Source organism: Enterobacter sp. TMH.L2, from assembly GCF_050847315.1.
Lineage (GTDB): Bacteria > Pseudomonadota > Gammaproteobacteria > Enterobacterales > Enterobacteriaceae > Cedecea.
This window is the reverse complement of sequence record NZ_CP193791.1, coordinates 760,740-784,343: the sequence shown is the minus strand read 5'-3', so window position 1 is coordinate 784,343 and position 23,604 is coordinate 760,740. Positions and strand designations below refer to the sequence as shown.

Below are 23,604 nucleotides of genomic sequence, written 5' to 3'. Positions count from 1 at the left end.
TTCCTTTGTCGATCCGTAAATGAAGAGGTCGGCTCCTGAGAGCCGACCCGTGCGGTTATGTGCGATTATTTTTCAATCGGCCAAATCGTGCCGGTGTTCATGATGCCGTTCGGATCGTACTGATCTTTCAGGCCCTGCATGATTGGCCAGGCGGTGCCGTGCTCCAGCCTGGACCAGTGCACGCGGTGCTTGCCGATCCCGTGGTGGTGCACCATCGAGCCGCCGAGGCGAATCGTCTCTTCCACGATGATTTTGTTCAGCGGGTTGTGGTACTTGTCGATCTCCTCTTCCGGCTTGCAGCCCACCACGTTGTAGTCGTACACAAAGTACATGTTGGTGCCGTTGATGTAGCTGTGGGAAGAGTGGCCGCCCAGCATAGTGATATCACCCGCATGTGGGAACTCGTTGCGAATGCGCTCGATCACATTGTGGTAAATCTCATTAATGCAGCTCCAGCTGCCAGAAACTTCCGTGGTAAAGCCCATGTTGCCGGTTTTCAGGATCTGCACACGTTCGGCGGCCACTTTATCTGGCCCCCAGTTCAGGTTGTTGAACCAGGTTTCGATGAGCTTGCTGTCCACTTTCTTGCATTCCGGGTGGCGGGCAACAATTTCTTCGATGCCCGCGCCGGTCGCTTCAGCCAGGCGCTTAGAGCCTTCTGCCATAAAGATCAGCACGCATTTGCCGTCGGCAAAATGGGTGAAGTGCTGGGTGCCATCTTCGGCGTCATACAGGCGGGCAATCGACGGACGGTAGCCTTCCACCATCACTTCACGCAGGATGTTGAACCCGGTCTTCATGTTGTCGAGGATGTAGCCGTAGAACAGGTTGTTTTCCGGCATGTACTTGAAGATTTTTACCGTTACTTCGGTGATGTAGCAGAGCGCCCCTTCGTTGCCGATGATCACGTGGCGAATGTCCGGGCCAGCGGCACGGCGCGGCACGTTTTTAATGCGCGTGATGCTGCCGTCCGGGAACACGGCTTCCAGACCAACCACCATGTCCTCAATCGCCCCGTACAGGGTTGAGAACTGGCCGATGCTGCGGGTTGCCACAAGGCCGCCCATTTGTGCCAGCGGTTTGGACTGCGGCGAGTGGCCGGTGGTGTAGCCTTTTTCACGCAGGGCGTCTTCCAGCACTTCCAGCGGCACGCCGCACTGGGCGGTGGCCTGCATGTTTTCAATGTCGATATCGACAATCTTGTTCAGCCCCGAGCCATCCAGCACCACGGAGTTTTTCACCACCGCTTCCAGGCCGCCTTCCGTTGCGGAAGCGCCGGTTCGCGGGATACAGGTGATGTGGTTGCTGTTGAGAAACGCCAGTACGCTGGAGACTTGCTCAGTGTTCTGCAGTTTCACTACCGCGGCCGGCAGCGGCTGAGTGTACACGCCATGAATATCCGCATATTTTCTGAACCGGTCGATACTGTTTTTCTGTAATACTTTTTCATCGGTAATAACCTGCTGTGGACCAACGATTTCTTTTAATTGATCCACAATTGCTTCGCGAGATAAAGACATGACAACTCCTTCCTGACAAATAAGGGAATACGGATATAAATAAGAGAAAGCAGGAACCACCCTGCGAAAACTACCTGACTAAATAACCACCATCAACGACTAACAAATGGCCATTAACATAATCTGAAGCACGGCTGGATAAATAAACCATTGCCCCCATAAGATCCTGCGTTTCACCCCAGCGGTTGGCTGGAATATGATCCAGTACGCGCTTGTTGGTTTCCGGGTTTTTACGCGTTTCGGTAGTAATATCGGTGGCATAATAACCAGGCGCAATACCGTTCACCTGAATATTATATTGGCCTAATTCATCGCAATACGCTTTCGTTAAACCGGCCAGCGCGTGTTTTGTGGCGGAATAAGCCGGAGACCATTGGCCGCCAAGATAAGAAAATAGCGAACAGATATTAATAATTTTTCCGTGCTTTTGCGGAATCATCACTTTGGCCGCCTCGTGACTTAATTCGAACGCCGCGGTCAGGTTGATGTTGATCATCGGGTCCCAGTCGGCGCGGCCGAAATCCAGCACCTTGTTGAGCTTACAGATCCCGGCGTTGTTGACCAGAATATCCACCGAACCAAAGGTTTCCAGGCACTGGGCGATGACCTGAGCCGGGGCACCTTTCTCCGTGATATCCACGGTCATAAACGCCACTTTTACGCCTTGTTGTTCAATTAGTTGACGAGTTTCGCCTTTCTCTTCCACCACCGTTGGAATAAACACATTCGCGCCAGCCTTAGCCAGCGCCATGGCGAAGGCCTGCCCCAGCCCGCTGTTACCGCCGGTGACAATCGCCGTCTTCCCCTTGAGCGAGAAGAAGTCCAGTGAGAATTCGTTGAGTGCGCTGAGCGACATGATGAACTCCTTAAATTTTTTAAACGCAAAAAAAATGAGAAAAGCAAGCTCCCCCCGAAAGGGAAGTTACTTTTCTCATCGTCTCTAGTAACTGGCTAAAATAAGTATCACAGCGGTGGGGGCATGTTGTGTGATCAACATCACAACTCATTAACAAGAGGGTTCTATCGCTAAATTATTCGCCGTGAAAACCAATATCGTGATATTTCTCACACTAAAAAAACACGCTGCATGTTAATAATCTCCGCAATTACTAGAGCCCATGAGAAAAGTAATCAGCCCTTAAAAGGGGATTGGTTACTTTTCTCTTTTTTTTGTCTTTAACAATCCTGATTACTGAGAGCACACCATGCGTGATTCAAATTTTCGTCGCTGGCTAACGCTGGCAATAATAAGTATCAGTGGTGGTGTAAGTTTTGACCTTGCTTATTTAAGGTATATTTACCAAATCCCCATGGCAAAATTTATGGGGTTTAGCAATACCGAAATAGGCTTAATTATGAGTACTTTCGGAATAACCGCAATTATCCTTTATGCGCCGAGTGGAATTATTGCTGATAAATTCTCTCACCGCGTAATGATGACGCTGGCGATGATTGCCACCGGCCTGTTGGGGATTGTGATGGCTTTCTATCCGCCGCTGTGGGTAATGATCGTCATTCAGGTCGCCTTCGCCGTGACCACCATTCTGATGCTGTGGTCGGTCTCCATTAAGGCGGCTTCCCTGCTGGGGGATCATAGCGAGCAGGGAAAAATTATGGGCTGGATGGAAGGCCTGCGCGGCGTCGGCGTGATGGCGCTGGCGGTATTCACCATGTGGGTGTTTTCGCGCTTTGCGCCGGAAGATGCCAACAGCCTTAAAGCCGTTATTCTTATCTACAGCGGCGTTTATATTGCGCTTGGCGTGCTGTGTTGGTTCTTTGTCAGCGACGGCTTTACCGGCCGCACAGAAGGTGCTCAGGCAGCCAAAAAACCGGCCTTCCAGCTCAAAGATATTCTGTCCGTTTTACGGATAAGTACCACCTGGTACTGCAGTATGGTGATCTTCGGGGTTTACACCATTTATGCCATCCTGAGCTATTCCACCAACTATCTGACCGAGATGTACGGCATGTCGCTGGTGGCCGCCAGCTACATGGGCATCGTGATCAATAAAATCTTCCGCGCCTTTTGCGGCCCGCTGGGCGGCATTATTACGACCTACAGCAGAATTAAATCGCCCACTCGCGTGGTGCAGTTGCTCTCTATTGTTGGCGCAGTCGCACTAATAGCGCTGCTGGCGACCAACGCCAATCCTCAGTCCGTTGCGATGGGCATTGGGCTTATTTTGCTGCTGGGGTTCACCTGTTACGCCTCACGCGGGTTGTACTGGGCCTGCCCCGGCGAAGCGAGAACGCCGCCCTATATTATGGGAACCACCGTGGGTATCTGTTCGGTCATCGGCTTCTTGCCGGACGTATTCGTATACCCGCTTGTCGGCCACTGGCAGGACACCCTGCCCGCAGAAGAAGCCTACCGCAACATGTGGCTGATGGGATTAGCCGCACTGTGCATGGTCATCGTGTTTGCCTTTTTGCTGATTCGCAAAATTCGCGCCGCCGACATCGCACAGGAAAAATTGGCATCGCTGGCCGCAACGGGCGAGTGATGAGGGAAAATTGAAGGAGAAAGGCAATGTCGAAGCAATACATCATTGGGATTGATGGTGGAAGCCAGAGTACAAAAGTCGTGATGTACGATCTGGCAGGTAATATCGTCTGCGAAGGCAAGGGGCAGCTGCAGCCGATGTACACGCCGGACGCGGATACCGCCGAACACCCTGACGACGATCTGTGGGACTCGCTGTGCCGCGCCGGGCAGGATTTAATGAGTCACTTCACAGGAGACATAAGTGCGATAGTTGGGATTGGCCTCGGCTCCATACGCTGCTGTCGCGCCTTATTAAAGGCCGACGGCACCCCAGCTGCGCCGCTGATCAGCTGGCAGGATGCCCGCGTCACCCGCCCCTACGAGCACACAAATCCTGATGTGGCCTGGGTGACTTCATTCTCGGGTTACCTGTCCCATCGCTTAACCGGCGAGTTCAAAGACAATATCGCCAACTATTTTGGCCAGTGGCCGGTGGACTACAAAACGTGGTCATGGAGCGACGACGGCGAAGTGCTGAAGAAATTTAATATTCCACGCACCATGCTGTTTGATGTTCAGATGCCGGGCACGGTCATTGGCCATCTCACAGAAAACGCAGCGAAGGCTACGGGCTTCCCGGCCGGATTACCGGTCGTTTGTACCACCAGCGATAAGCCGGTTGAAGCGCTTGGGGCCGGGCTGCTGGATGATGAAACGGCAGTGATTTCTCTCGGCACCTATATCGCGCTGATGATGAACGGCAAAACGCTGCCAAAAGCCCCCGTGGCCTACTGGCCCATTATGTCGTCTGTGCCTGAAACGCTGTTGTATGAGGGCTACGGCATCCGCAAAGGGATGTGGACGGTAAGCTGGCTGCGGGACATGCTGGGCGAGTCGTTGATTCAGGATGCCAAAGCGCAGAATCTTTCCCCGGAAGGGTTATTGAACAAGAAAGCCGCGCTGGTGCCGCCGGGCTGTAACGGCTTAATGACCGTGCTGGACTGGCTGACCAACCCCTGGGAACCGTTTAAGCGTGGGATCATGATAGGTTTTGATTCCAGCATGGACTACGCGTGGATTTACCGCTCGATCCTCGAAAGCATCGCCCTGACGCTGAAAAACAACTACGACAATATGTGCCATGAGATGGACCACTTTGCCAAACATGTGATCATCACTGGCGGCGGCTCCAACAGCGACCTGTTTATGCAGATCTTTGCCGACGTGTTTAACCTGCCGGTCAGGCGTAACGCGATCAACGGCTGCGCAAGTCTGGGAGCGGCAATCAACACCGCCGTCGGGCTGGGGCTGTATACCAGCTATGAAACCGCCGTCGAAAAAATGGTGCGGGTCAAAGACGTGTTTATGCCCGTTGAAAGCAACGCTAAACGCTATGAGGCGCTAAACAAAGGCATTTTCAGGGAGTTAACGCAGCACACTGACGTGATTCTGAAAAAATCGTATCAGGTGATGCACGGCGAGTTAGATAACACGGACTCGATTCAAAGCTGGTCCAACGCTTAACTCACGGTTTACGCCGGGTGTGATGGCTACACCCGGCTTTGCTCATCAGGCAATATTCAAATACTTGTGCGTCTGCATCGACAGGCGCCAGTTGCGCGCGATGCAGGTTTCGATGCACAGACGCGTCGCGTCCTCTTTTTGGCTAATAGGCTGCAACGCGATGATGCGGCTTTTCTCATCCGTCAACGTAGCCAGCAGTTCGTCCAGCGCTTCGACGTCACGCATACGCCCAACCGGGTGCTTAATTTCATCCGCGCGCTCCAGCGCCTGGGAGAGAATGTCGTACCCGCCGCGCATGTTCACCTTCGGGGAAACCGTCACCCAGGTATTTGCCGTGCAGCGCACTTCATGCGTGCCGCTGGTTTCTATCTGGCAGCTAAACCCGTTTTTCTCGAGCAAATCTGTCAGCGGCGTGAGGTCGTGAATGCACGGCTCACCGCCGGTAATCACCACATGCCTCGCGGTATAGCCCTGGCGGCCAATCACGGTAAGTAGATCTTCGGCGCTTGCCGCGCCCCATTTATCGCTTTCTTTAGTTTTGGCCAGGATGCTGAACAGCGACACTTCACGATCCGCGAGCTTATCCCAGGTATGTTTGGTATCGCACCAGGCGCAGCCTACCGGGCAACCCTGCAGGCGAATAAAAATGGCGGGCACGCCGGTAAAATAGCCTTCCCCTTGCAGGGTCTGGAACATCTCGTTAATCGGGTACTGCATAATCATCTCAGTCATAGTCACAAAAAGTAATTATCGCAGAACTGGCGATGGAGATCATGCGAAAGCGGCTGCACCACGGCGATACCTGATGCCCATGTCGCGCAAACATTCTCTATTCTCACGGTTACTGTGTGCCAGTTCTCAACTTTCTTATGGTGATTAAACGTTCGTTCCTCATGTTGATCGTCGTCATAACAGCACGTATTGCTAACTTCTAGCATCCCTCTGGCTTTCCCCCTGAAATTACATAAGGAAATGATAAATGGATGATTCTTCTGTTCCCGGACAACAAAGAGTTGGGCCCGCCGCCTGGTTTAGCCTGCTGTTTGCGATGGTCTTTTTTTCTGGCCTGTTAGGCGGAAAAAACTGGTACGGGGTGTTTGACTTCACCACGCTAAACGGCGCCTTTGGCAAAGTGGTCAGCGGCGTTAACCCGGCCGGAGAATCGCTGGATGTTGCCAAAAGCGCCTTCCGCGGCAACGGCGGGTATGGCGCAATGGACGGTTTTCTCTTCGCTTTTGGCCTGATTCCCGCCGTGATGTTTGCGCTGGGCATGATTAACGTGCTGGAACACTACGGCGCGCTGCGGGCCGCAAGAAAACTGCTGACCCCTCTCCTTCGTCCCCTGATGGGCGTGCCCGGTGCCACGGGCCTTGCGCTAATCGGCAGCCTGCAGAGTACCGACGTTGGCGCGTCACTCACCCGCGTGCTTGCCGATGAAGGCCAGATTACCGAAAAAGAAAAAACCGTGTTCACTATGTTCCAGTTTTCCGCTGGCGCCATGATCACCAACTTTTTCTCTTCCGGGGCCGTGCTCTTCACGCTGATCGCCGTTGACGGCAGCCAGGCCGTGCCAAGCTCTATCGGCATGTGCGTCGCCGTGATGTTCATGATGAAAATCGTAGGGGCAAACATGATGCGCCTGATCCTGAACGTCACAGAACGGAAAACAAAAACGGAGGCGCAACATGGCTGATGCAGCAAAACCGATGATCACCGATGTCTTTGTTGCCGGCGCGCGCAAAGGCTGGACCATCGCCACAACCAGTACGCTACCTAACGTATTGATGGCATTCATTATTATCTATGCGCTTGAGCTGACGGGTGCGCTGCAGGGCATGGCGTGGCTGTTTGGCCCGGTAATGAAACTCTTTGGACTGCCCGGTGAAGCCGCTGCAGTGCTCATCGGCGGCTGGATGTCGATGGGCGGCGGCGTAGGCGTCGCTATCAGCCTGTTTGAAAGAGGCATTCTCAGCGGCGAACACCTGGCGATTCTCGCACCGGCCATCTATTTGATGGGCTCTCAGGTGCAATACGCCGGGCGTATCCTCGGCGTGGTCGGTATTCCGGCGAAACGCATTCCTCTGATGATAGCCCTTTCCGTACTCAACGCATTTTGCGCCATGCTGATCATGCGCGTGCTTATTCTGGAGTAACCCATGGATCTGAAACAGTATCTTCAAGAGTTAAAAAGCGTCGTGAATATCGACTGCGGCACCGCCACCGTTGCGGGTGTGGAAGAAGTCAGCCGTATCTTTCAGCAATGGTATCTGTCAGAAAACTGGCACTGCGACAGCGTCGACCTGGGGAACAAAGTGGGGCCGGGTTTGTTCGCCACGAATAAGCCTGACGCCACACAGTACGACGTATTGCTGGTGGGGCATATGGATACCGTCTTCCCGCCGGGAACCGTCTCAGAGCGCCCTTTCAGCATTGAAGGCGACCGCGCCTATGGGCCAGGCGTGTCAGACATGAAAAGCGGGTTGTTATCTATTCTTTGGGCTCTACGCTGCCTGGACAAAGCCGATCTTGATCGGTTAGCTATCGCCGTGGCCATGAACCCGGACGAAGAAACGGGTTCAGCCCATTCACACGAATGGATAGGCGGCATAGCAAAACGCAGCCGCTGCGTGCTGGTATGCGAGGCGGCAAGAGCCGACGGCTCTCTGGTGAAAGCCAGAAAAGGCATGGCCCGTTACCGCCTGACTTTTAAAGGCGTAGCCGCCCATGCGGGCAACGATCCGGAAAAAGGCCGTTCTGCGGTGAAAGCGCTCGCCCACGCGGTGCTGGCAATCAGCGATCTGGCCGATACGACGAAGGGTACCACGTTGAACACCGGCGTGATTTCCGGCGGCGTTGGGGCGAATATCGTGGCGGATCGCGCGGAGATGATTGTCGATCTCCGCTTCAATGATAACGACGAATATCTGCGGGTTAACGAGGCCGTTCAGTCGTTCCGCCACCGCCAGTTCGAGCCTGATGTGTTAACCATCGTCGAACAGCAGGCACAAACGCCCGCGATGTCCCCTTCTGCTGAAACGGAAAAACTGATGAAGCTGGTGGAAAAAGCCGGTCAGGCTGTCGACGTAGAAGTGCGCTGGCAGGCGGTGGGAGGCGGCTCAGACGCCAACCACACGGCGGCCCTGGGCGTACCTTCCCTGGACGGGTTTGGCCCTGTCGGCGCGGGTTTCCATTCCCCTTCCGAATATCTGGAGCTGAACAGTATCGAGCCTCGGGTCCGTCTGCTGCGCGAAGTGATCCGTTCGCTGTAAAAGCAGAATTTTATCCGCATGAGGTTTGTCATCAGCCTGAAGGCCGGTAAGATCCCGGCCTTGTTCATTTCGTAAAAACCAAAGACGAAAAAAAACCCGCCGAAGCGGGTTTTTCAAAGTCTAAAGCAGCAGTAAGAACTTACTGGCCTTTAACTTCTTTCAGACCGTTGAACGGTGCTGGGGTGCCCTGTGCAGCCAGAGCTTCTTCGATACGAATCAGCTGGTTGTACTTAGCAACACGGTCAGAACGGCTCATGGAACCGGTTTTGATCTGGCCAGCAGCGGTGCCCACAGCCAGGTCAGCGATGGTCGCATCTTCGGTTTCGCCAGAACGGTGAGAGATAACCGCAGTGTAGCCAGCGTCTTTCGCCATTTTGATCGCAGCCAGAGTTTCGGTCAGGGAACCGATCTGGTTGAATTTGATCAGGATGGAGTTAACGATGCCTTTTTCGATACCTTCTTTCAGGATCTTGGTGTTGGTTACGAACAGATCGTCACCAACCAGCTGGATTTTGTCGCCCAGCACTTTGGTCTGGTATGCGAAACCAGCCCAGTCAGATTCGTCCAGACCGTCTTCGATAGAAACGATTGGGTAATCTTTGGTCAGGTTTTCCAGGAAGTGAGTGAACTCTTCAGAGGTGAACGCTTTGTTGCCTTCGCCAGCCAGAACGTATTTGCCGTCTTTGTAGAACTCAGACGCTGCACAGTCCATTGCCAGGGTAACATCTTTGCCCAGCTCGTAGCCTGCTGCTTTAACCGCTTCAGCGATAACAGCCAGCGCTTCTGCGTTGGAACCCAGGTTAGGCGCGTAGCCACCTTCGTCACCCACAGCAGTGTTCATGCCTTTGGACTTCAGCACTTTTGCCAGGTTGTGGAACACTTCAGAACCGATACGTACCGCTTCTTTCAGAGTTTTCGCGCCAACAGGCTGAATCATGAATTCCTGGATATCAACGTTGTTGTCAGCGTGCTCGCCGCCGTTGATGATGTTCATCATTGGCAGAGGCATAGAGAATTTGCCTGGGGTGCCGTTCAGTTCAGCGATGTGAGCGTAAAGCGGCAGGCCTTTAGAGGCAGCAGCAGCTTTAGCCGCAGCCAGGGAAACAGCCAGAATGGCGTTTGCGCCAAACTTGGATTTGTTCTCGGTGCCATCCAGATCGATCATGATCTTATCGATGTTAGCCTGGTCTTTAGCATCTTTGCCAAGCACAGCTTCAGCGATCGGGCCGTTAACCGCAGCAACAGCTTTCAGTACGCCTTTACCCATGAAACGAGATTTGTCGCCATCGCGCAGTTCCAGAGCTTCACGGGAACCGGTAGAAGCACCTGATGGTGCAGCTGCCAGACCAACGAAACCGCCTTCCAGGTGAACTTCGGCTTCAACAGTCGGGTTACCGCGGGAGTCGATGATTTCACGACCGATCACTTTCACAATTTTGGACATAGTAGGTTTTCCTCAAGTCACAACGTTAAACTAAAACTCCAGACAAACAACGCGCGAAAATGTCGCGCGTTGCCGTTCTAACTCTGCTTACTTCGCCTGGCGTTTCTGGTACTCACCGGCGGCTTTCACGAAGCCTGCAAACAGTGGGTGCCCGTCACGCGGAGTCGAAGTGAATTCCGGGTGGAACTGGCAGGCAACAAACCATGGATGATTTGGCACCTCGATGATTTCCACCAGTTGGTCATCACCGGAACGACCTGCAACACGTAAACCAGCTGCTTCAATCGGTTTCAGCAGCATGTTGTTGACTTCGTAGCGATGGCGATGGCGTTCAACAATAGTTGGCTCACCGTACATCTGGCGAACCAGGCTACCGTCGGTCAGCTGGCACTGCTGGCCGCCGAGGCGCATGGTGCCGCCCAGATCGCTCTTCTCACTGCGCACTTCAACATTGCCTTCTTCATCGCGCCACTCGGTGATCAACGCCACCACAGGGTACTTACAGTCTGGCACAAATTCAGTGGAGTTGGCGTTATCCATGCCCGCCACGTTACGGGCGAACTCGATAAGCGCAACCTGCATACCCAGGCAAATGCCGAGGTACGGGATGTTGTTTTCACGGGCATAGCGCGCGGTGGCAATCTTGCCTTCAACGCCGCGGTAGCCGAAGCCGCCAGGGATCAGAATCGCATCCAGACCTTTCAGCAGCTCAACGCCACGGGTTTCAACATCCTGTGAATCAATCAGCTTGATGTTCACGGTCAGACGGTTTTTCAACCCGCCGTGTTTCAGCGCTTCAATCACCGACTTATAGGCATCCGGCAGTTCAATGTACTTGCCGACCATACCGATAGTGATTTCGCCCGTTGGGTTGGCTTCTTCATAGATAACCTGTTCCCATTCTGCCAGATTAGCTTCCGGCGCGTTCAAGCTGAATCGTTTACAAATATAATCGTCCAGCCCCTGGGATTTCAACAGGCCTGGAATTTTATAGATAGAATCGACGTCTTTCAGAGAGATTACCGCTTTCTCTGGAACGTTACAGAACAATGCAATCTTCGCACGTTCGTTGGCCGGTACAACGCGGTCAGAACGGCAGATCAGCACGTCTGGCTGGATACCAATGGAAAGCAGTTCTTTTACGGAGTGCTGAGTCGGCTTGGTTTTCACTTCACCGGCTGCGGCCATGTAAGGCACCAGCGTCAGATGCATGTAGAGCGTGTGCTCACGGCCCACTTCTACCGCCATCTGGCGAATCGCTTCAAGGAACGGCAGGGATTCGATGTCACCGACGGTGCCGCCGATTTCAACCAGCACCACGTCGTGGCCTTCGCCGCCTTCCAGAATACGTTCTTTAATGGCGTTGGTGATGTGCGGGATAACCTGCACGGTCGCGCCAAGATAGTCACCACGGCGTTCTTTACGCAGAACGTCAGAGTAGATACGGCCGGTGGTGAAGTTGTTGCGGCGGCTCATCTTGTTACGGATGAAACGCTCGTAGTGACCCAGATCCAGGTCGGTTTCAGCGCCGTCTTCGGTAACGAACACTTCCCCATGTTGAATAGGGCTCATGGTACCCGGATCGACGTTGATGTACGGATCGAGTTTCATGATGGATACGTTGAGGCCACGGGCTTCAAGAATAGCTGCGAGGGAGGCTGCGGCAATGCCTTTACCCAGAGAGGAAACGACCCCGCCGGTCACAAAAATATAGTTCGTTGTCATGCTGAACCTGAGAAGTTAGGTTTAAAGACGATGGAATAACCAGGACGGGAAAGTAGTATACCCGAACAGCATGGGCGCCACAAACATTCATTCTGTTCCCCGGAAATCAATCCGGCCCCACAGTCAGGCTAAGAAAATAGCCCTTCCGTGAGAAATGTTTTTGACGCAAATCAATCGCTTGTTAAATAAAAAGCGCTAAAAAGTGCAGCTGATAGCAAAAACGCTTTAGATTTCAGTTTCCTGGCGTTTCACTTCTTGCCAGGCTTTTTCCATAATTTCCAGCCCGGCCTGCTCCATGGTTAACCCCTGAGCGGCAACAATCGCCTCCACTTTTCGGAAACGAGCCTCGAATTTTCGGTTAGCTTTTTGTAACGCCACCTCAGCCTTGGTGCCCAAATGGCGGGCCAGATTGACGGTGGCGAACAATAAATCACCCACTTCTTCTTCCAGCTTTGCCTCGTCCACCACGGCCTGCTGGGCTTCAAACATGACTTCGTCGATCTCTTCGTGCACTTTATCCAGCACCGGGCCAAGCGTCTTCCAGTCAAAGCCGACGTTTGAGCAGCGTTTCTGGATTTTTTGCGCTCGCATCAACGCGGGCAGCGCCTCTGGGATGTCGTCCAGCGCCGAGTGTTGTGCCTTCTGCGCGCGCTCTTCAATTTTGATTTGCTCCCACTTCGCCAGCACTTCACCGCTGGTCGCGGCGTCGCCGTCAGCAAAGATATGCGGGTGGCGGCGCTCGAGCTTGTCGCCAATCTCCTGGCAGATATCTTCAAAATTAAAGCGCCCTTCTTCCTGCCCCATCTGGGCGTAAAACACCACCTGGAACAGCAGGTCACCCAGCTCGCCGCGCAGGTCGTCAAAATCTTCACGATTAATGGCGTCGAGCACTTCATAGGTTTCTTCGAGCGTGTAAGGGGCGATGGTGGCAAAGGTTTGCTCGCGATCCCACGGGCAGCCGTTTTCAGGGTCACGCAGACGCTGCATGATCCCGAGCAGGCGGTCGATTTGACTCATTGTAATTCCTTGTTTTTTTACTCTCACCAGCCCCCCTCTCCCTAAAAGGGAAAGGGGGCTGGATCGAGTCGAATTGTTCTTAGGGGCGAGGGACAATCAATTAGCCGTGCAGCCTGCGGGCATCGATAATGTCCGGCACCTGGTTGAGTTTGCCCAGCACGCGCCCAAGCACCTGCAGGTTATAGATCTCGATAGTCATATCGATGGTGGCAAGCTGCTGTTTCGTGTCACTGCGGCTGGCCACGCCAAGCACGTTGACCTTTTCGTTCGCCAGAATCGTGGTGATGTCGCGAAGCAGGCCGCTGCGGTCGTTCGCCGTGACGCGCACCACCAGCGAATAACCGCTGGAGTAGCTTTCCCCCCAAACAGCATCGACGATACGTTCCGGCGCGTGGGATTGTAGCTCGGCCAACTGGTCACAGTCGGCACGGTGAATCGAGATCCCGCGCCCCTGGGTAATAAAGCCGACGATTTCATCCCCCGGAATCGGCTGGCAGCAGCGGGCGATATGGTGCATCAGATTCCCTACGCCCTCAACGACCACACGACCATTGTCTTTACTGCGCGACTGCGGCGGCGAATAGCTTTTTTGCGTCAGCTGACGTAGCGCGGCGGCATCCTGCTCCTCGGCGCTTGGCTTATTAAACTGCGCCTGCAGGTAGTTGCTCATCTGGTTGAGGCGGATGTCGCCCCCGCCGATGGCCGCCAGCAGCTCTTCAATTTCGTTGAAGTTGTAGCGCGGCAGCAGCGTTTTCTCTGCTTCCTTAAGGCTGATGCCCAGATGCTCAATTTCGTCGTCCAGAATCTGGCGTCCGGCAAGAATGTTCTTGTCCCGGTCCTGTTTGCGGAACCAGTTGTGGATCTTCGCGCGCCCGCGGCTGGTAGTGATGTACCCGAGGTTAGGGTTCAGCCAGTCGCGGCTAGGGTTCGGCTGCTTCTGGGTGATGACCTCGATCTGGTCACCCATTTGCAGCTGATAGGTAAACGGCACGATGCGCCCGCCAATTTTCGCCCCGATGCAGCGGTGCCCGACATCACTGTGAATATGGTAGGCAAAGTCCAGCGGCGTCGAGCCAGCAGGCAGGTCAACCACGTCCCCTTTAGGCGTAAACACATACACGCGGTCGTCAAAGACCTGGCTGCGGACTTCGTCAAGCATTTCGCCCGAGTCGGACATCTCTTCCTGCCAGGCGATAAGCTTACGCAGCCACGCAATGCGGTCTTCATGGCCGGAACTGCCGCTGCGCGCATTGCCTTCTTTGTACTTCCAGTGCGCGGCCACGCCCAGCTCAGACTCTTCATGCATCTGCTTGGTGCGGATCTGAATCTCTATGGTTTTGCCGTTCGGACCAAGCACCACGGTATGAATAGACTGGTAGCCGTTCGGTTTAGGGTTTGCGACATAGTCGTCAAACTCATCCGGCAAATGGCGGAAGTGAGTATGCACTATCCCCAGCGCCGCGTAGCAATCCTGCAGGCGCTCGGCGACGATACGCACCGCACGCACGTCAAACAGCTCGTCAAACGCGAGGTGCTTTTTCTGCATTTTGCGCCAGATGCTGTAGATGTGTTTTGGTCGGCCATAAACTTCAGCCTTTACGCCCTCTTCTTTCATCGAAGAACGTAATGTGCCGACAAAGTCGTCGATGTACTGCTCGCGATCGATCCGGCGCTCGTGCAGCAGCTTCGCGATACGCTTATATTCTTCCGGGTGCAGGTAGCGGAAACAGTAATCTTCCAGCTCCCATTTGAGCTGGCCAATACCAAGGCGGTTCGCCAGCGGGGCGTAAATGTTGGTACATTCTTTGGCCGCCAGTACGCGCTCATCTTCCGGCGCATCTTTCACTTCACGCAGATGGGCGATACGTTCCGCAAGCTTGATGACCACGCAGCGGAAATCATCCACCATCGCCAGCAGCATGCGGCGAACGTTATCCACCTGGTCGGAAGAAACGGAGTCGTTATGGGTCGCTTTCAGGTGGCGGATCGCGTCCATGTCGCGCACGCCGTGAATCAACGTCACCACCTGCTTGCCGACGCTTTCCAGCATCACTTCTTCACTGACTACGCCAGCATCCGCCAGCGGGAACAGCAGCGCGGCACGCAGCGTATCGTTGTCCATGCTCAGCATAGAGAGGATTTCGACCATCTCCACGCCGCGCCACAGCAATAGTTCAGCGTCAGGATGACCTTTGGTCTGGCGTTCACAATACGCCCAGGTTTCGGCTAAGCGTTCACACGATTGCTGGTTGGAAATCCCGAGGCTTGCAATCCATTTTTCGGGCGCAAATTCGCCAGCTTTGTTGAGATGTGCACTTCTTACCGCAACCATTATCCTCTCCTGTCGGGCTAACGCTCAGGCCAATACGCCTGATTAACCCTTTCAATTACGCTCAAAGAGCGCCATAGACTCCAGATGCCCGGTGTGGGGGAACATATCGAGCATGGCCAGTCGTTTAATGTGGTACCCGGCGGCCAGCAACGTTTCGCTGTCGCGCGCAAGCGTGGTGGGGTTGCAGGAAACGTACACCACGCGGCTCGGCGCCAGTTTGATGACGTGCTGCATAACACCCGCCGCACCGGCACGCGCCGGGTCGAGCAATATTTTAGTAAATCCTTGTTGCGCCCAGGGCTGACGCGTCACGTCATCTTCCAGGTTTTCATGGAAGAATGTCACGTTTTTCAGCGCATTACGCTGAGCATTATATTCACCTTTCGCCACCAGCGCAGCAACGCCCTCGACCCCCACGACCGCGGCGGCTCGTTTTGCCAACGGCAGGGTGAAATTCCCCATTCCGCAGAACAAATCTAGCACCCGATCCTCAGGCTGCACCTCCAACCACTCGACCGCGCGCGCCACCATTTGCTGATTCACCGCGTCGTTAACCTGGATGAAATCTCGTGGACTAAAGGTTAAGCGTAGCCCGTCTGAATGATACCAGGGCTCTTCCTCGGCCAGGGATTCCAGACTGTCGCTGTCCGGGGCGAGGAATAACGCCACCTGATGGGAATGCGAAAACTGTTCCAGTTTTTCCCTATCGTCTTTGCTGAGCGGGGCCAAATGGCGCAGCACCATCAGCGGCCCACCGTCGGCCAGAACCAGTTCCACGTGCCCTAACCGGTGCACGATATTTAATTCAGACAAGCACTGGCGTAAAGGATTCAGTAATGCTTCAAGCCGGGGCGCCAGGACGGGGCAATGATGAATATCCACCAGCGCTTTATCGCTCGCCTTACGAAAACCCATCTGTAAGGTTTGCGTGCGGGGCAGATAATTCAACCCCAGCCGCGCGCGACGCCGGTATCCCCATGCCCCGGCAGAAATAATTTCATCCACCTGACGAGGCTGTTCGCGCTCGCCCATCATCCGCCCAAGCGCCTTTGATTTTGCCTCCTGCTGCAGCGCCACGCTCGCGTGCTGCTGCTGGCAGCCGCCGCAAACCCCAAAATGCGGGCAACGCGGCTTCACCCTTTCCGGGCTGTCGTTTAAACGGCGCTTTACCTCAGCCTGAGCGTAGCTACGCTTATCTTCGGTAATGCGAACCTCAACCTGTTCGCCGGGCAGTGCCCCACGAATAAAGAGCGCTTTGCCTTTGTGGCGCGCGACGCCCTGACCAAATGGATCGAGGTCGGTGACGGTCACGGTAAGTAATTCACGATTCGTATCGCGTCGCTTTGCAGAGTAGAATTGCGCCATGATGTAAGTAGATGTGTTCTCAAATGTCACTGTTGCTTTTATTGTCCCATATCGGAACCCCATGACCAACTACAGCCTGCGCGCACGTATGATGATCCTGATTCTGGCCCCGACGCTGTTGGTCGGTTTGCTGCTCAGCATCTTTTTCGTTGTCCATCGTTACAATGACTTACAGCGTCAGCTGGAAGATGCCGGCGCCAGTATTATTGAGCCCCTGGCGGTCTCCAGCGAATACGGCATGAACTTCCACAGCCGGGAGTCGATTCGCCAGTTAGTCAGCGTGCTGCACCGCCGCCATTCGGATATCGTGCGGGGCATTTCAATTTACGATGACAGTAACAAGCTGTTCGTTACCTCTAATTTTCAGCATAACGCCGCTCGCCTGAAGCTGCCCGACGGGGAAAAGCCCCCGAAAGATCTCACCGTCACCCGCGCGGGCGACATTATGATCCTGCGAATGCCGATTATTTCCGAAAGATACTCACCGGATGAGTCCGCTGAAACCAACGTCAAACAAAGCAACAGCACCCTCGGCTACGTCGCCATGGAGCTGGATCTCAAATCCGTTCGCCTGCAGCAATACCGCGAAATCTTTATCTCCACTTTGATGATGCTGTTCTGTATCGGCATTGCGATGCTGTTTGCCTATCGCCTGATGCGCGACGTGACCGGGCCGATCCGCAATATGGTAAATACCGTGGACCGCATTCGCCGCGGGCAGCTCGACAGCCGCGTGGAAGGGTTTATGCTGGGCGAGCTGGATATGCTGAAAAACGGCATTAACTCGATGGCAATGTCGCTGACGGCGTATCACGAAGAGATGCAGCACAACGTCGACCAGGCCACATCCGATCTGCGTGAAACCCTTGAGCAGATGGAAATTCAGAACGTGGAGCTCGATCTTGCCAAAAAGCGGGCTCAGGAAGCCGCCCGTATAAAATCTGAGTTTCTGGCAAATATGTCCCACGAGCTGCGAACGCCGCTCAACGGCGTTATTGGCTTCACTCGTCTGGCCTTAAAAACCGACCTGACCCCAACCCAGCGCGATCACCTCTACACTATTGAACGCTCGGCCAATAACTTGCTCACCATCATTAATGACGTGCTGGACTTCTCCAAGCTCGAAGCGGGCAAGCTGCTGCTGGAATCCATTCCCTTCCCGCTGCGCAACACGCTGGATGAAGTGGTAACTCTGCTGGCACATTCCGCCCACGACAAAGGCCTTGAGCTGACGCTAAACATCAAAAATGACGTGCCGGATAATGTGATTGGCGACCCTCTGCGCCTGCAGCAGGTGGTCACCAATCTGGTGGGTAACGCGATTAAATTCACCGAAACCGGCAACATCGACCTGCTGGTGGAAAAAAGGGCGGAAGGGAACAACAAAGTTCAGATTGAAATGCAGATCCACGACACCGGCATCGGCATTCCTGAACAGGAACAATCGCGTCTCTTCCAGGCCTTCCGCCAGGCGGATGCCAGTATTTCCCGCCGCCACGGCGGTACCGGGCTGGGGCTGGTGATCACCCAGAAGCTGGTGAATGAAATGGGCGGTGATATCTCCTTCCACAGTAAACCGAATCGGGGCTCAACGTTCTGGTTCCACATCAGCCTGGATCTGAACCCGAACGCCGTAAACGACAGGCAAGTGCTGGACAAACTGGCAGGTAAACGCCTCGGCTACGTCGAGCCAAACGCAACCGCCGCGCAGAGCACCCTGAATTTGCTGCAAAATACGCCGCTGGACGTCGTGCACAGCCCGTCCCTCACCGGACTGCCCGATGAGCATTACGATATTCTGCTGTGTGGCATTCCCGTCACCTTTACAGAAACGCTCACGCTGGCAAACCCTAAGCTCGCCAAAGCGGTCACCATGGCAGATTGCCTGATTCTGGCCTTGCCCTGCCATACCCAGGTCGGGGCGGAAGAGCTTAAGCGCCAGGGCGTGGCGGGCTGCCTGTTAAAACCGATAACCTCTACGCGCCTGTTCCCGATGCTGCTTGAAAGCTGCCCGAAATCTAATCTGGCTCTGCCGTTCGTTGAACATAGCGATAAGCTGCCGATGGCCGTCATGGCGGTGGACGATAACCCGGCCAACCTGAAGCTGATCGGCGCGTTACTCGAAGACAGAGTTCAGCAAGTTGTGCTGTGTGAAAGCGGCACGCAGGCGCTGGAGCGCGCCCGACAAATGAACATCGATATTATCCTGATGGACATTCAGATGCCGGAAATGGACGGCATCCGCGCCTGCGAGCTGATTCGCCAGTTGCCACATCACCAGCAAACCCCGGTGATTGCTGTTACCGCCCACGCGCTGGCGGGGCAAAAAGAGAAACTCATGAGCGCCGGCATGAACGACTATCTCGCCAAGCCGATTGAAGAAGAAAAGCTGCATCGCCTGCTGATGCGCTACCATCCGGGCAATATCGGCCAGCTTCCCGTTCAGCAGGAAGACCCCGTCCCGCCGGCAATTAATATCAATAAGACGCTGGACTGGAACCTGGCGCTGCGGCAGGCCGCCAACAAAGCCGATCTCGCCCGGGAGATGCTTGACATGCTGCTGGCGTTTTTACCGGAAGTGAGAAATGTTCTCGAAGAACAGCTGGTGGGCGACAAGCCCGAAGGATTAATTGATATCGTGCATAAACTGCACGGAAGCTGCAGCTACAGCGGTGTCCCTCGGATGAAAAAACTCTGCCAGACGCTCGAGCACGAGCTGCGTCACGGCGTAGCACCAGAGGAGATGGAGCCTGAAATTCTGGAGCTACTGGACGAAATGGATAATGTCGCGCGGGAAGCGAAGAAGTATCAGATTTGAGCTTAAATCGGATGCGAAGAGGGATCCCGCACGCCCTCTTCGCTTTTACAAAAAAGTTAGCCTTTAGTCATGCCGCGCCACATCACGTCGAAGCCGGCAGATTTGTATTCATCCCTGCGTGAAGGATCGCGTCCGGCAAATTCCATCGTGGTTTCGGCCAGGCCAAAGAAAATAGCGTCGGCAAATGCCGACTCAATGCCGGTCAGCGCCTCGTTGGTGATACATTCCTTCGACAGGTCACGCAGATCCGGGTAAGCAAGGTAAACCATTTCCAGCGTTTCGGACGTGATCTTGCCGGAAACCGCCAGCTGGCGCATCGCTTTACGCGCATTCATATTCACCAGCCCCCAGTCGATGTAATTCCCCCACACCGTCCTGGTGCGCTCTTTGCTTGAGGCATGTCGATCGTAGGTCTTCATCAGCTCGTTGCCAAGATCTTGCTTATGATGAAGATAAACGGCGTTCAGCAACTCGTCTTTAGTCGGGAAATAACGGAACAATGTCCCTTCGGCAACGCCCGCCTTTCTGGCAATTAAAGAGGTCGCCGCCCCTAATCCCAGTTCCGCTATCGCATCGGTTGCCGCATCGAGTAATGCTAATCGTTTATCTTCACTTTTTGGACGAGCCACGGTTCCTCACAAGCCAGTTATCTGAGTGGATAGGATTTCAACCATCGGGATCGCCGCGATCGCTGAATGTCATGTTCTTTATCATACCGTAAATTTTGTTGACGGTTGACCTTGCCTGCTTATAATGAGTGTTTACTCACTCAATAGCAATATAACCCGCACAGTTTCTACGAGAATTCTTTATGGCTGCCGCGCAATCTGGCAAGCGTTCGTTAACCCTAAAATTCATGGTCGTGATTATGTTATTAGGCCTTACTGCCACTAGTGCTGCGCTGTTCCCGATGACTGAATTTGGCAAACTGCCGCAGGGCAGCCGCCTTGAACGCATCCAGCAATCCCCCCAGTACCGCGACGGCAAGTTCCACAATCAGCAGGACACGCCAATGATGACCGACAAACGCGGTCGCATTGCGGCGCTGTGGGATTTCTTTTTCGCCCGGCCAGATACGGTAAAACCCGATCGTCCCCTGCCGCTGATCAAAACCGATCTGGCAAAGCTTGATAAACAGCAGGATCTGGTGGTGTGGCTGGGCCATTCCTCCTGGTTTATTCAGCTCGGCGGCAAACGCATTCTTATCGATCCGGTGTTCAGCCACTATGCCGCCCCGTTCGCCTTTCTGAACAAAGCGTTTGCGGGCGATTATCCGTGGCGAGCGGAAGATATGCCGGACATAGACACTTTGATCATCTCTCACGATCACTGGGATCACCTGGACTACCCCACGCTGCGGGCGCTTAAGCCAAAGATTAAGCAGGTAGTCACCCCGCTTGGCGTTGGCGCACATTTTGAAGCCTGGGGCTTCGATCCCGCGCTTATCCACGAACTGGACTGGCAGGAAAAAGTCGCCATTGACGATGAATTAACGATTCACGCCCTGCCGGCACGTCACTTCTCTGGCCGCGGGTTAACCGGCAACAAAACGCTGTGGGCAAGTTTTATGTTCGTCACGCCGCAGCGAAAAGTTTATTACAGCGGCGATTCCGGCTACGGCCCGCATTTCAAACAGATCGGTGAGCAATTTAGCGATATCGATCTCGCGATCATGGAAAACGGCCAGTATGACGAAGGCTGGAAATACATCCACATGATGCCGGAAGAAGCCGCTCAGGCGACGGAAGACCTGGGGGCGAAAACCATGGTGCCAGGGCACGCAGGCCGTTTTGCATTGGCGAACCACAGCTGGGACGAGCCTTTCCGCCGCATAGCCACCGCCAGCGCAGGCCGCAGCTATCAGCTGCTCACGCCGGAAATGGGGCAAATACTGGAAGTCAGTCAACCGCGTCAGGCCTTCGATGCCTGGTGGGAATAGCGTTATCAATTATCGAACGAGCAAGATGTAGAAGGAGGTGATATGTCCATGCCTAAAGATTTTATGGAATCTCTGCTTGAGTGGGTCGATGGCAACATGCAGCGCCCGCTGCGTATTGAAGAAGTCGCCAGGCAGTCCGGCTACTCGAAGTGGTACCTGCAGCGGATGTTCTCAGACTGGGCGGGGAAAAGCCTCGGCGCCTACATTCGTGAACGTAAATTGCAGTTAGCGGCAGAAGATCTGAAAAATACCGAGGACAAAATCCTCGATATCTCAGTGCGCTACGGTTTCGATTCGCAGCAATCTTTTACCCGCACGTTCGGGAAACGGTTCAATACCTCTCCCGGCGCCTACCGTCGCGAGCACGAACCCCCGCTTAATTAAGACCTTTTCTGGATGGGTATGCGCCGCTTACCCACCCTGTTTTCACTTACTTCAGTAAAGTCGCCCACTGCTCAACCCACGGGCCGGAAACCACTTCAGGCTCCGGATGGTCGTTGGCGTCAATCGTTAAAACCTCAGCAATGCGTGTCGCGCCCTGCTCCTGCAATAAAGCGTCAAACTGCTTGCCGCCGCCGCAGAAGTGGTCGTAGTTGCTGTCACCCAGCGCAATCAAGCCGTAATGCAGTTCAGGCTGGTAACCCAACTGATCTTTGATGGCCTGAAAAAGTGGAACAATGCTGTCCGGCAGATCGCCCTGCCCCGTCGTGGACGTGACCACCAGCGCATAATGGTTGCGGTAATATTGCCACTCGGTCAGGTCGGGATCTTCAAACACCTTTGCCTGATGGCCGTGTTTTTTCAGAATAGTTTCGGCTTCTTCCGCCACTAACAGCGCATTGCCGTACATCGTGCCTACAAAAATACCCACTTCGGCCATCGGTAACTCCTTAAGAATTAGAGACAAGGCTTATCCTGGCAGCTCGCCGGATCATACTCACTATTTTCAACATCCGGTAGCTGACCACACCAGCCAAATTGTGTCAGCATTTGCATCCAGGTCTCATCCAGCCCCGCTTTTAGCGTCAGCGGTTCCCCGGTAACAGGATGCTTTAAAGAGAGCTGGCTGGCATGCAGCATCAGGCGCTGGCAACCGAAATGCTCCGCCGCCCCGCGATTCTGACGCAAATCGCCGTGTTTGGAATCGCCAATAATGGGATGCCGAAGATGCGCCAGATGCCGCCGAAGCTGGTGTTTACGGCCAGTCTTTGGCTCAAGCTCCACCAGGCTGTAGCGCGCGCTTGGATAGCGCCCCACCGCCACCGGCATTTCGACCGTTGCCAGCCCGCGATAATGCGTCACTGCGGGCTGTGGCCCTTTGTCCTGGTCGCTAAATTTATCGGCGATTTTATCCAGCTCTTCAACCAGCGGATAATCCAGCACGGCTTCGTCCTGCAGCCAGCCGCGCACCACGGCATGGTAGCGTTTCTGCATTTGATGCTGCTCAAATTGCTGTGACAGCAGACGACCTACTTCGCTGGACAGCCCCATCAGCAGCACGCCAGAGGTTGGTCTGTCGAGGCGATGAACGGTAAAAACGTGCTGGCCAATCTGGTCGCGGACGGTTTGCATCACCACGACTTTTTCGTGCCTGTCCAGCCAGCTGCGGTGAACCAGCCAGCCGGACGGTTTGTTCACGGCAACCAGCCATTCATCCTGGTAAATAATCTCCAGCATCAACCCTGTTCCGCGTCAAACAGTGCATCCAGCTCAAGCAGCACGGCAAGGAGAGGTTCACGCACGGCATGCGTCGCATCCAGCGCCATCTCATAATAAGGGGCGATAGCAAAGGCGTCAGGCAGAGGATGCTGGCTGTCCAGCAGCGCGTGCATACGAGGGATCAGGGCCCATTGTAACCATTCGTGGGGCTGCAGCGTATCCATGCAGAAAGGCTGCGTGCTCTCGAATGCTGTGGGATCGGGAGGCAGGCCCTGCCAGAGGGAATGATCGCGCAGGATCTGCTCAATGGTGAGTAAATGATGGCGAACCAGCGTCTGGCGCTCCATGAAAACCTCATTCGTCAGTGGAAAAGAGCGGTACAGAATAACACTTCTTCGCTGCCCGTGAAAAAGGCATAAAAAAAGGGAGCACTGTTTACACAGTGCTCCCGGTTCGTTTCGCAGCTAATCCAGCTACTTTTTATGCTCCCTGCTCATCCATGACAAC

At 54.4% G+C, this 23,604-nt stretch carries 20 protein-coding genes; 8 read left to right on the top strand and 12 right to left on the bottom strand.

Annotated elements, in window-relative coordinates; translation table 11 throughout:
* Positions 1–65: 65 nt before the first annotated feature.
* Both ACREYP_RS03755 and ACREYP_RS03750 read right to left on the bottom strand, forming a co-directional pair.
* On the bottom strand, positions 66–1,520 hold the full coding sequence (locus ACREYP_RS03755) for an FAD-binding oxidoreductase (RefSeq protein WP_008458367.1): 1,455 nt from the start codon (positions 1,518–1,520) through the stop codon (positions 66–68).
* Between the two features lie 70 nt (positions 1,521–1,590).
* Entirely contained in the window at positions 1,591–2,376 is a 786-nt protein-coding gene (locus ACREYP_RS03750; protein ID WP_008458368.1) for an SDR family oxidoreductase, read from the bottom strand.
* 349 nt (positions 2,377–2,725) lie between these two features.
* On the opposite strand from ACREYP_RS03750, the gene ACREYP_RS03745 reads away from it, so the two are divergent.
* Together ACREYP_RS03745 and ACREYP_RS03740 are read left to right on the top strand one after the other, a co-directional pair.
* Positions 2,726–4,024 carry an MFS transporter gene (locus ACREYP_RS03745; protein ID WP_034809055.1) on the top strand — a complete coding sequence of 433 codons (1,299 nt, stop codon included), beginning with the start codon at positions 2,726–2,728 and terminating at the stop codon, positions 4,022–4,024.
* Positions 4,025–4,050: 26 nt separating this feature from the next.
* Complete coding sequence (locus ACREYP_RS03740) at positions 4,051–5,529, top strand: FGGY-family carbohydrate kinase (RefSeq protein WP_498881105.1); 1,479 nt, start codon at positions 4,051–4,053, stop codon at positions 5,527–5,529.
* 45 nt (positions 5,530–5,574) lie between these two features.
* On the opposite strand, the gene queE is transcribed toward ACREYP_RS03740, so the two are convergent.
* Positions 5,575–6,246: a 7-carboxy-7-deazaguanine synthase QueE gene (queE, locus tag ACREYP_RS03735; protein WP_008458374.1), complete on the bottom strand. Its 672-nt coding sequence runs from the start codon at positions 6,244–6,246 to the stop codon at positions 5,575–5,577.
* A 262-nt stretch (positions 6,247–6,508) separates the two neighbouring features.
* On the opposite strand from queE, the gene ACREYP_RS03730 reads away from it, so the two are divergent.
* Genes ACREYP_RS03730 through ACREYP_RS03720 form a run of 3 tightly spaced genes read left to right on the top strand, consistent with a single transcriptional unit; the run spans position 6,509 to position 8,798 of the window.
* Positions 6,509–7,222: a nucleoside recognition domain-containing protein gene (locus tag ACREYP_RS03730; protein ID WP_008458376.1), complete on the top strand. Its 714-nt coding sequence runs from the start codon at positions 6,509–6,511 to the stop codon at positions 7,220–7,222.
* The gene (locus ACREYP_RS03725; RefSeq protein WP_008458378.1) at positions 7,215–7,682 is read left to right on the top strand and encodes a YjiG family protein; all 468 of its coding nucleotides are present in this window, start codon (positions 7,215–7,217) and stop codon (positions 7,680–7,682) included. The genes ACREYP_RS03730 and ACREYP_RS03725 overlap by 8 nt, the downstream gene beginning before the upstream one ends.
* 3 nt (positions 7,683–7,685) lie before the next feature.
* Positions 7,686–8,798, top strand: a complete 1,113-nt coding sequence (locus ACREYP_RS03720) for a M20 family metallopeptidase (RefSeq protein ID WP_498881104.1) — start codon at positions 7,686–7,688, stop codon at positions 8,796–8,798.
* A gap of 139 nt (positions 8,799–8,937) precedes the next feature.
* Here ACREYP_RS03720 and eno read toward each other — a convergent pair whose 3' ends face one another.
* From eno to rlmD, 5 genes are all read right to left on the bottom strand, one after another.
* Positions 8,938–10,242, bottom strand: coding sequence for a phosphopyruvate hydratase (gene eno / locus ACREYP_RS03715; RefSeq protein WP_008458382.1), 1,305 nt, complete (start codon positions 10,240–10,242; stop codon positions 8,938–8,940).
* Between the two features lie 87 nt (positions 10,243–10,329).
* Complete coding sequence (gene pyrG, locus ACREYP_RS03710; RefSeq protein WP_008458383.1) at positions 10,330–11,967, bottom strand: glutamine hydrolyzing CTP synthase; 1,638 nt, start codon at positions 11,965–11,967, stop codon at positions 10,330–10,332.
* Between the two features lie 225 nt (positions 11,968–12,192).
* On the bottom strand, positions 12,193–12,984 hold the full coding sequence (gene mazG / locus ACREYP_RS03705) for a nucleoside triphosphate pyrophosphohydrolase (protein ID WP_498881103.1): 792 nt from the start codon (positions 12,982–12,984) through the stop codon (positions 12,193–12,195).
* A 100-nt stretch (positions 12,985–13,084) separates the two neighbouring features.
* Complete coding sequence (gene relA / locus ACREYP_RS03700) at positions 13,085–15,316, bottom strand: GTP diphosphokinase (protein ID WP_008458386.1); 2,232 nt, start codon at positions 15,314–15,316, stop codon at positions 13,085–13,087.
* 51 nt (positions 15,317–15,367) lie between these two features.
* Entirely contained in the window at positions 15,368–16,681 is a 1,314-nt protein-coding gene (gene rlmD, locus ACREYP_RS03695) for a 23S rRNA (uracil(1939)-C(5))-methyltransferase RlmD (RefSeq protein WP_498881388.1), read from the bottom strand.
* A gap of 61 nt (positions 16,682–16,742) precedes the next feature.
* On the opposite strand from rlmD, the gene barA reads away from it, so the two are divergent.
* Positions 16,743–19,499, top strand: coding sequence for a two-component sensor histidine kinase BarA (gene barA, locus ACREYP_RS03690; RefSeq protein WP_336819565.1), 2,757 nt, complete (start codon positions 16,743–16,745; stop codon positions 19,497–19,499).
* A 56-nt stretch (positions 19,500–19,555) separates the two neighbouring features.
* Here barA and ACREYP_RS03685 read toward each other — a convergent pair whose 3' ends face one another.
* Positions 19,556–20,128, bottom strand: a complete 573-nt coding sequence (locus ACREYP_RS03685) for a TetR/AcrR family transcriptional regulator (RefSeq protein ID WP_008458392.1) — start codon at positions 20,126–20,128, stop codon at positions 19,556–19,558.
* Positions 20,129–20,310: 182 nt separating this feature from the next.
* Here ACREYP_RS03685 and ACREYP_RS03680 point away from each other — a divergent pair, with 182 nt between their 5' ends.
* Positions 20,311–21,438, top strand: a complete 1,128-nt coding sequence (locus ACREYP_RS03680) for an MBL fold metallo-hydrolase (protein ID WP_336819564.1) — start codon at positions 20,311–20,313, stop codon at positions 21,436–21,438.
* 42 nt (positions 21,439–21,480) lie between these two features.
* Complete coding sequence (locus tag ACREYP_RS03675) at positions 21,481–21,822, top strand: helix-turn-helix domain-containing protein (protein ID WP_008458396.1); 342 nt, start codon at positions 21,481–21,483, stop codon at positions 21,820–21,822.
* A gap of 46 nt (positions 21,823–21,868) precedes the next feature.
* On the opposite strand, the gene ACREYP_RS03670 is transcribed toward ACREYP_RS03675, so the two are convergent.
* From ACREYP_RS03670 to ACREYP_RS03660, 3 genes are read right to left on the bottom strand one after another with little or no spacing between them, the layout of a single operon-like run.
* The gene (locus ACREYP_RS03670; RefSeq protein WP_039297682.1) at positions 21,869–22,318 is read right to left on the bottom strand and encodes a flavodoxin; all 450 of its coding nucleotides are present in this window, start codon (positions 22,316–22,318) and stop codon (positions 21,869–21,871) included.
* 17 nt (positions 22,319–22,335) lie between these two features.
* Positions 22,336–23,115, bottom strand: a complete 780-nt coding sequence (gene truC / locus ACREYP_RS03665) for a tRNA pseudouridine(65) synthase TruC (protein ID WP_336819563.1) — start codon at positions 23,113–23,115, stop codon at positions 22,336–22,338.
* Entirely contained in the window at positions 23,115–23,444 is a 330-nt protein-coding gene (locus ACREYP_RS03660) for a YqcC family protein (protein ID WP_336819562.1), read from the bottom strand. Before ACREYP_RS03660 ends, truC begins: the two co-directional genes overlap by 1 nt.
* Between the last annotated feature and the right edge of the window lie 160 nt (positions 23,445–23,604).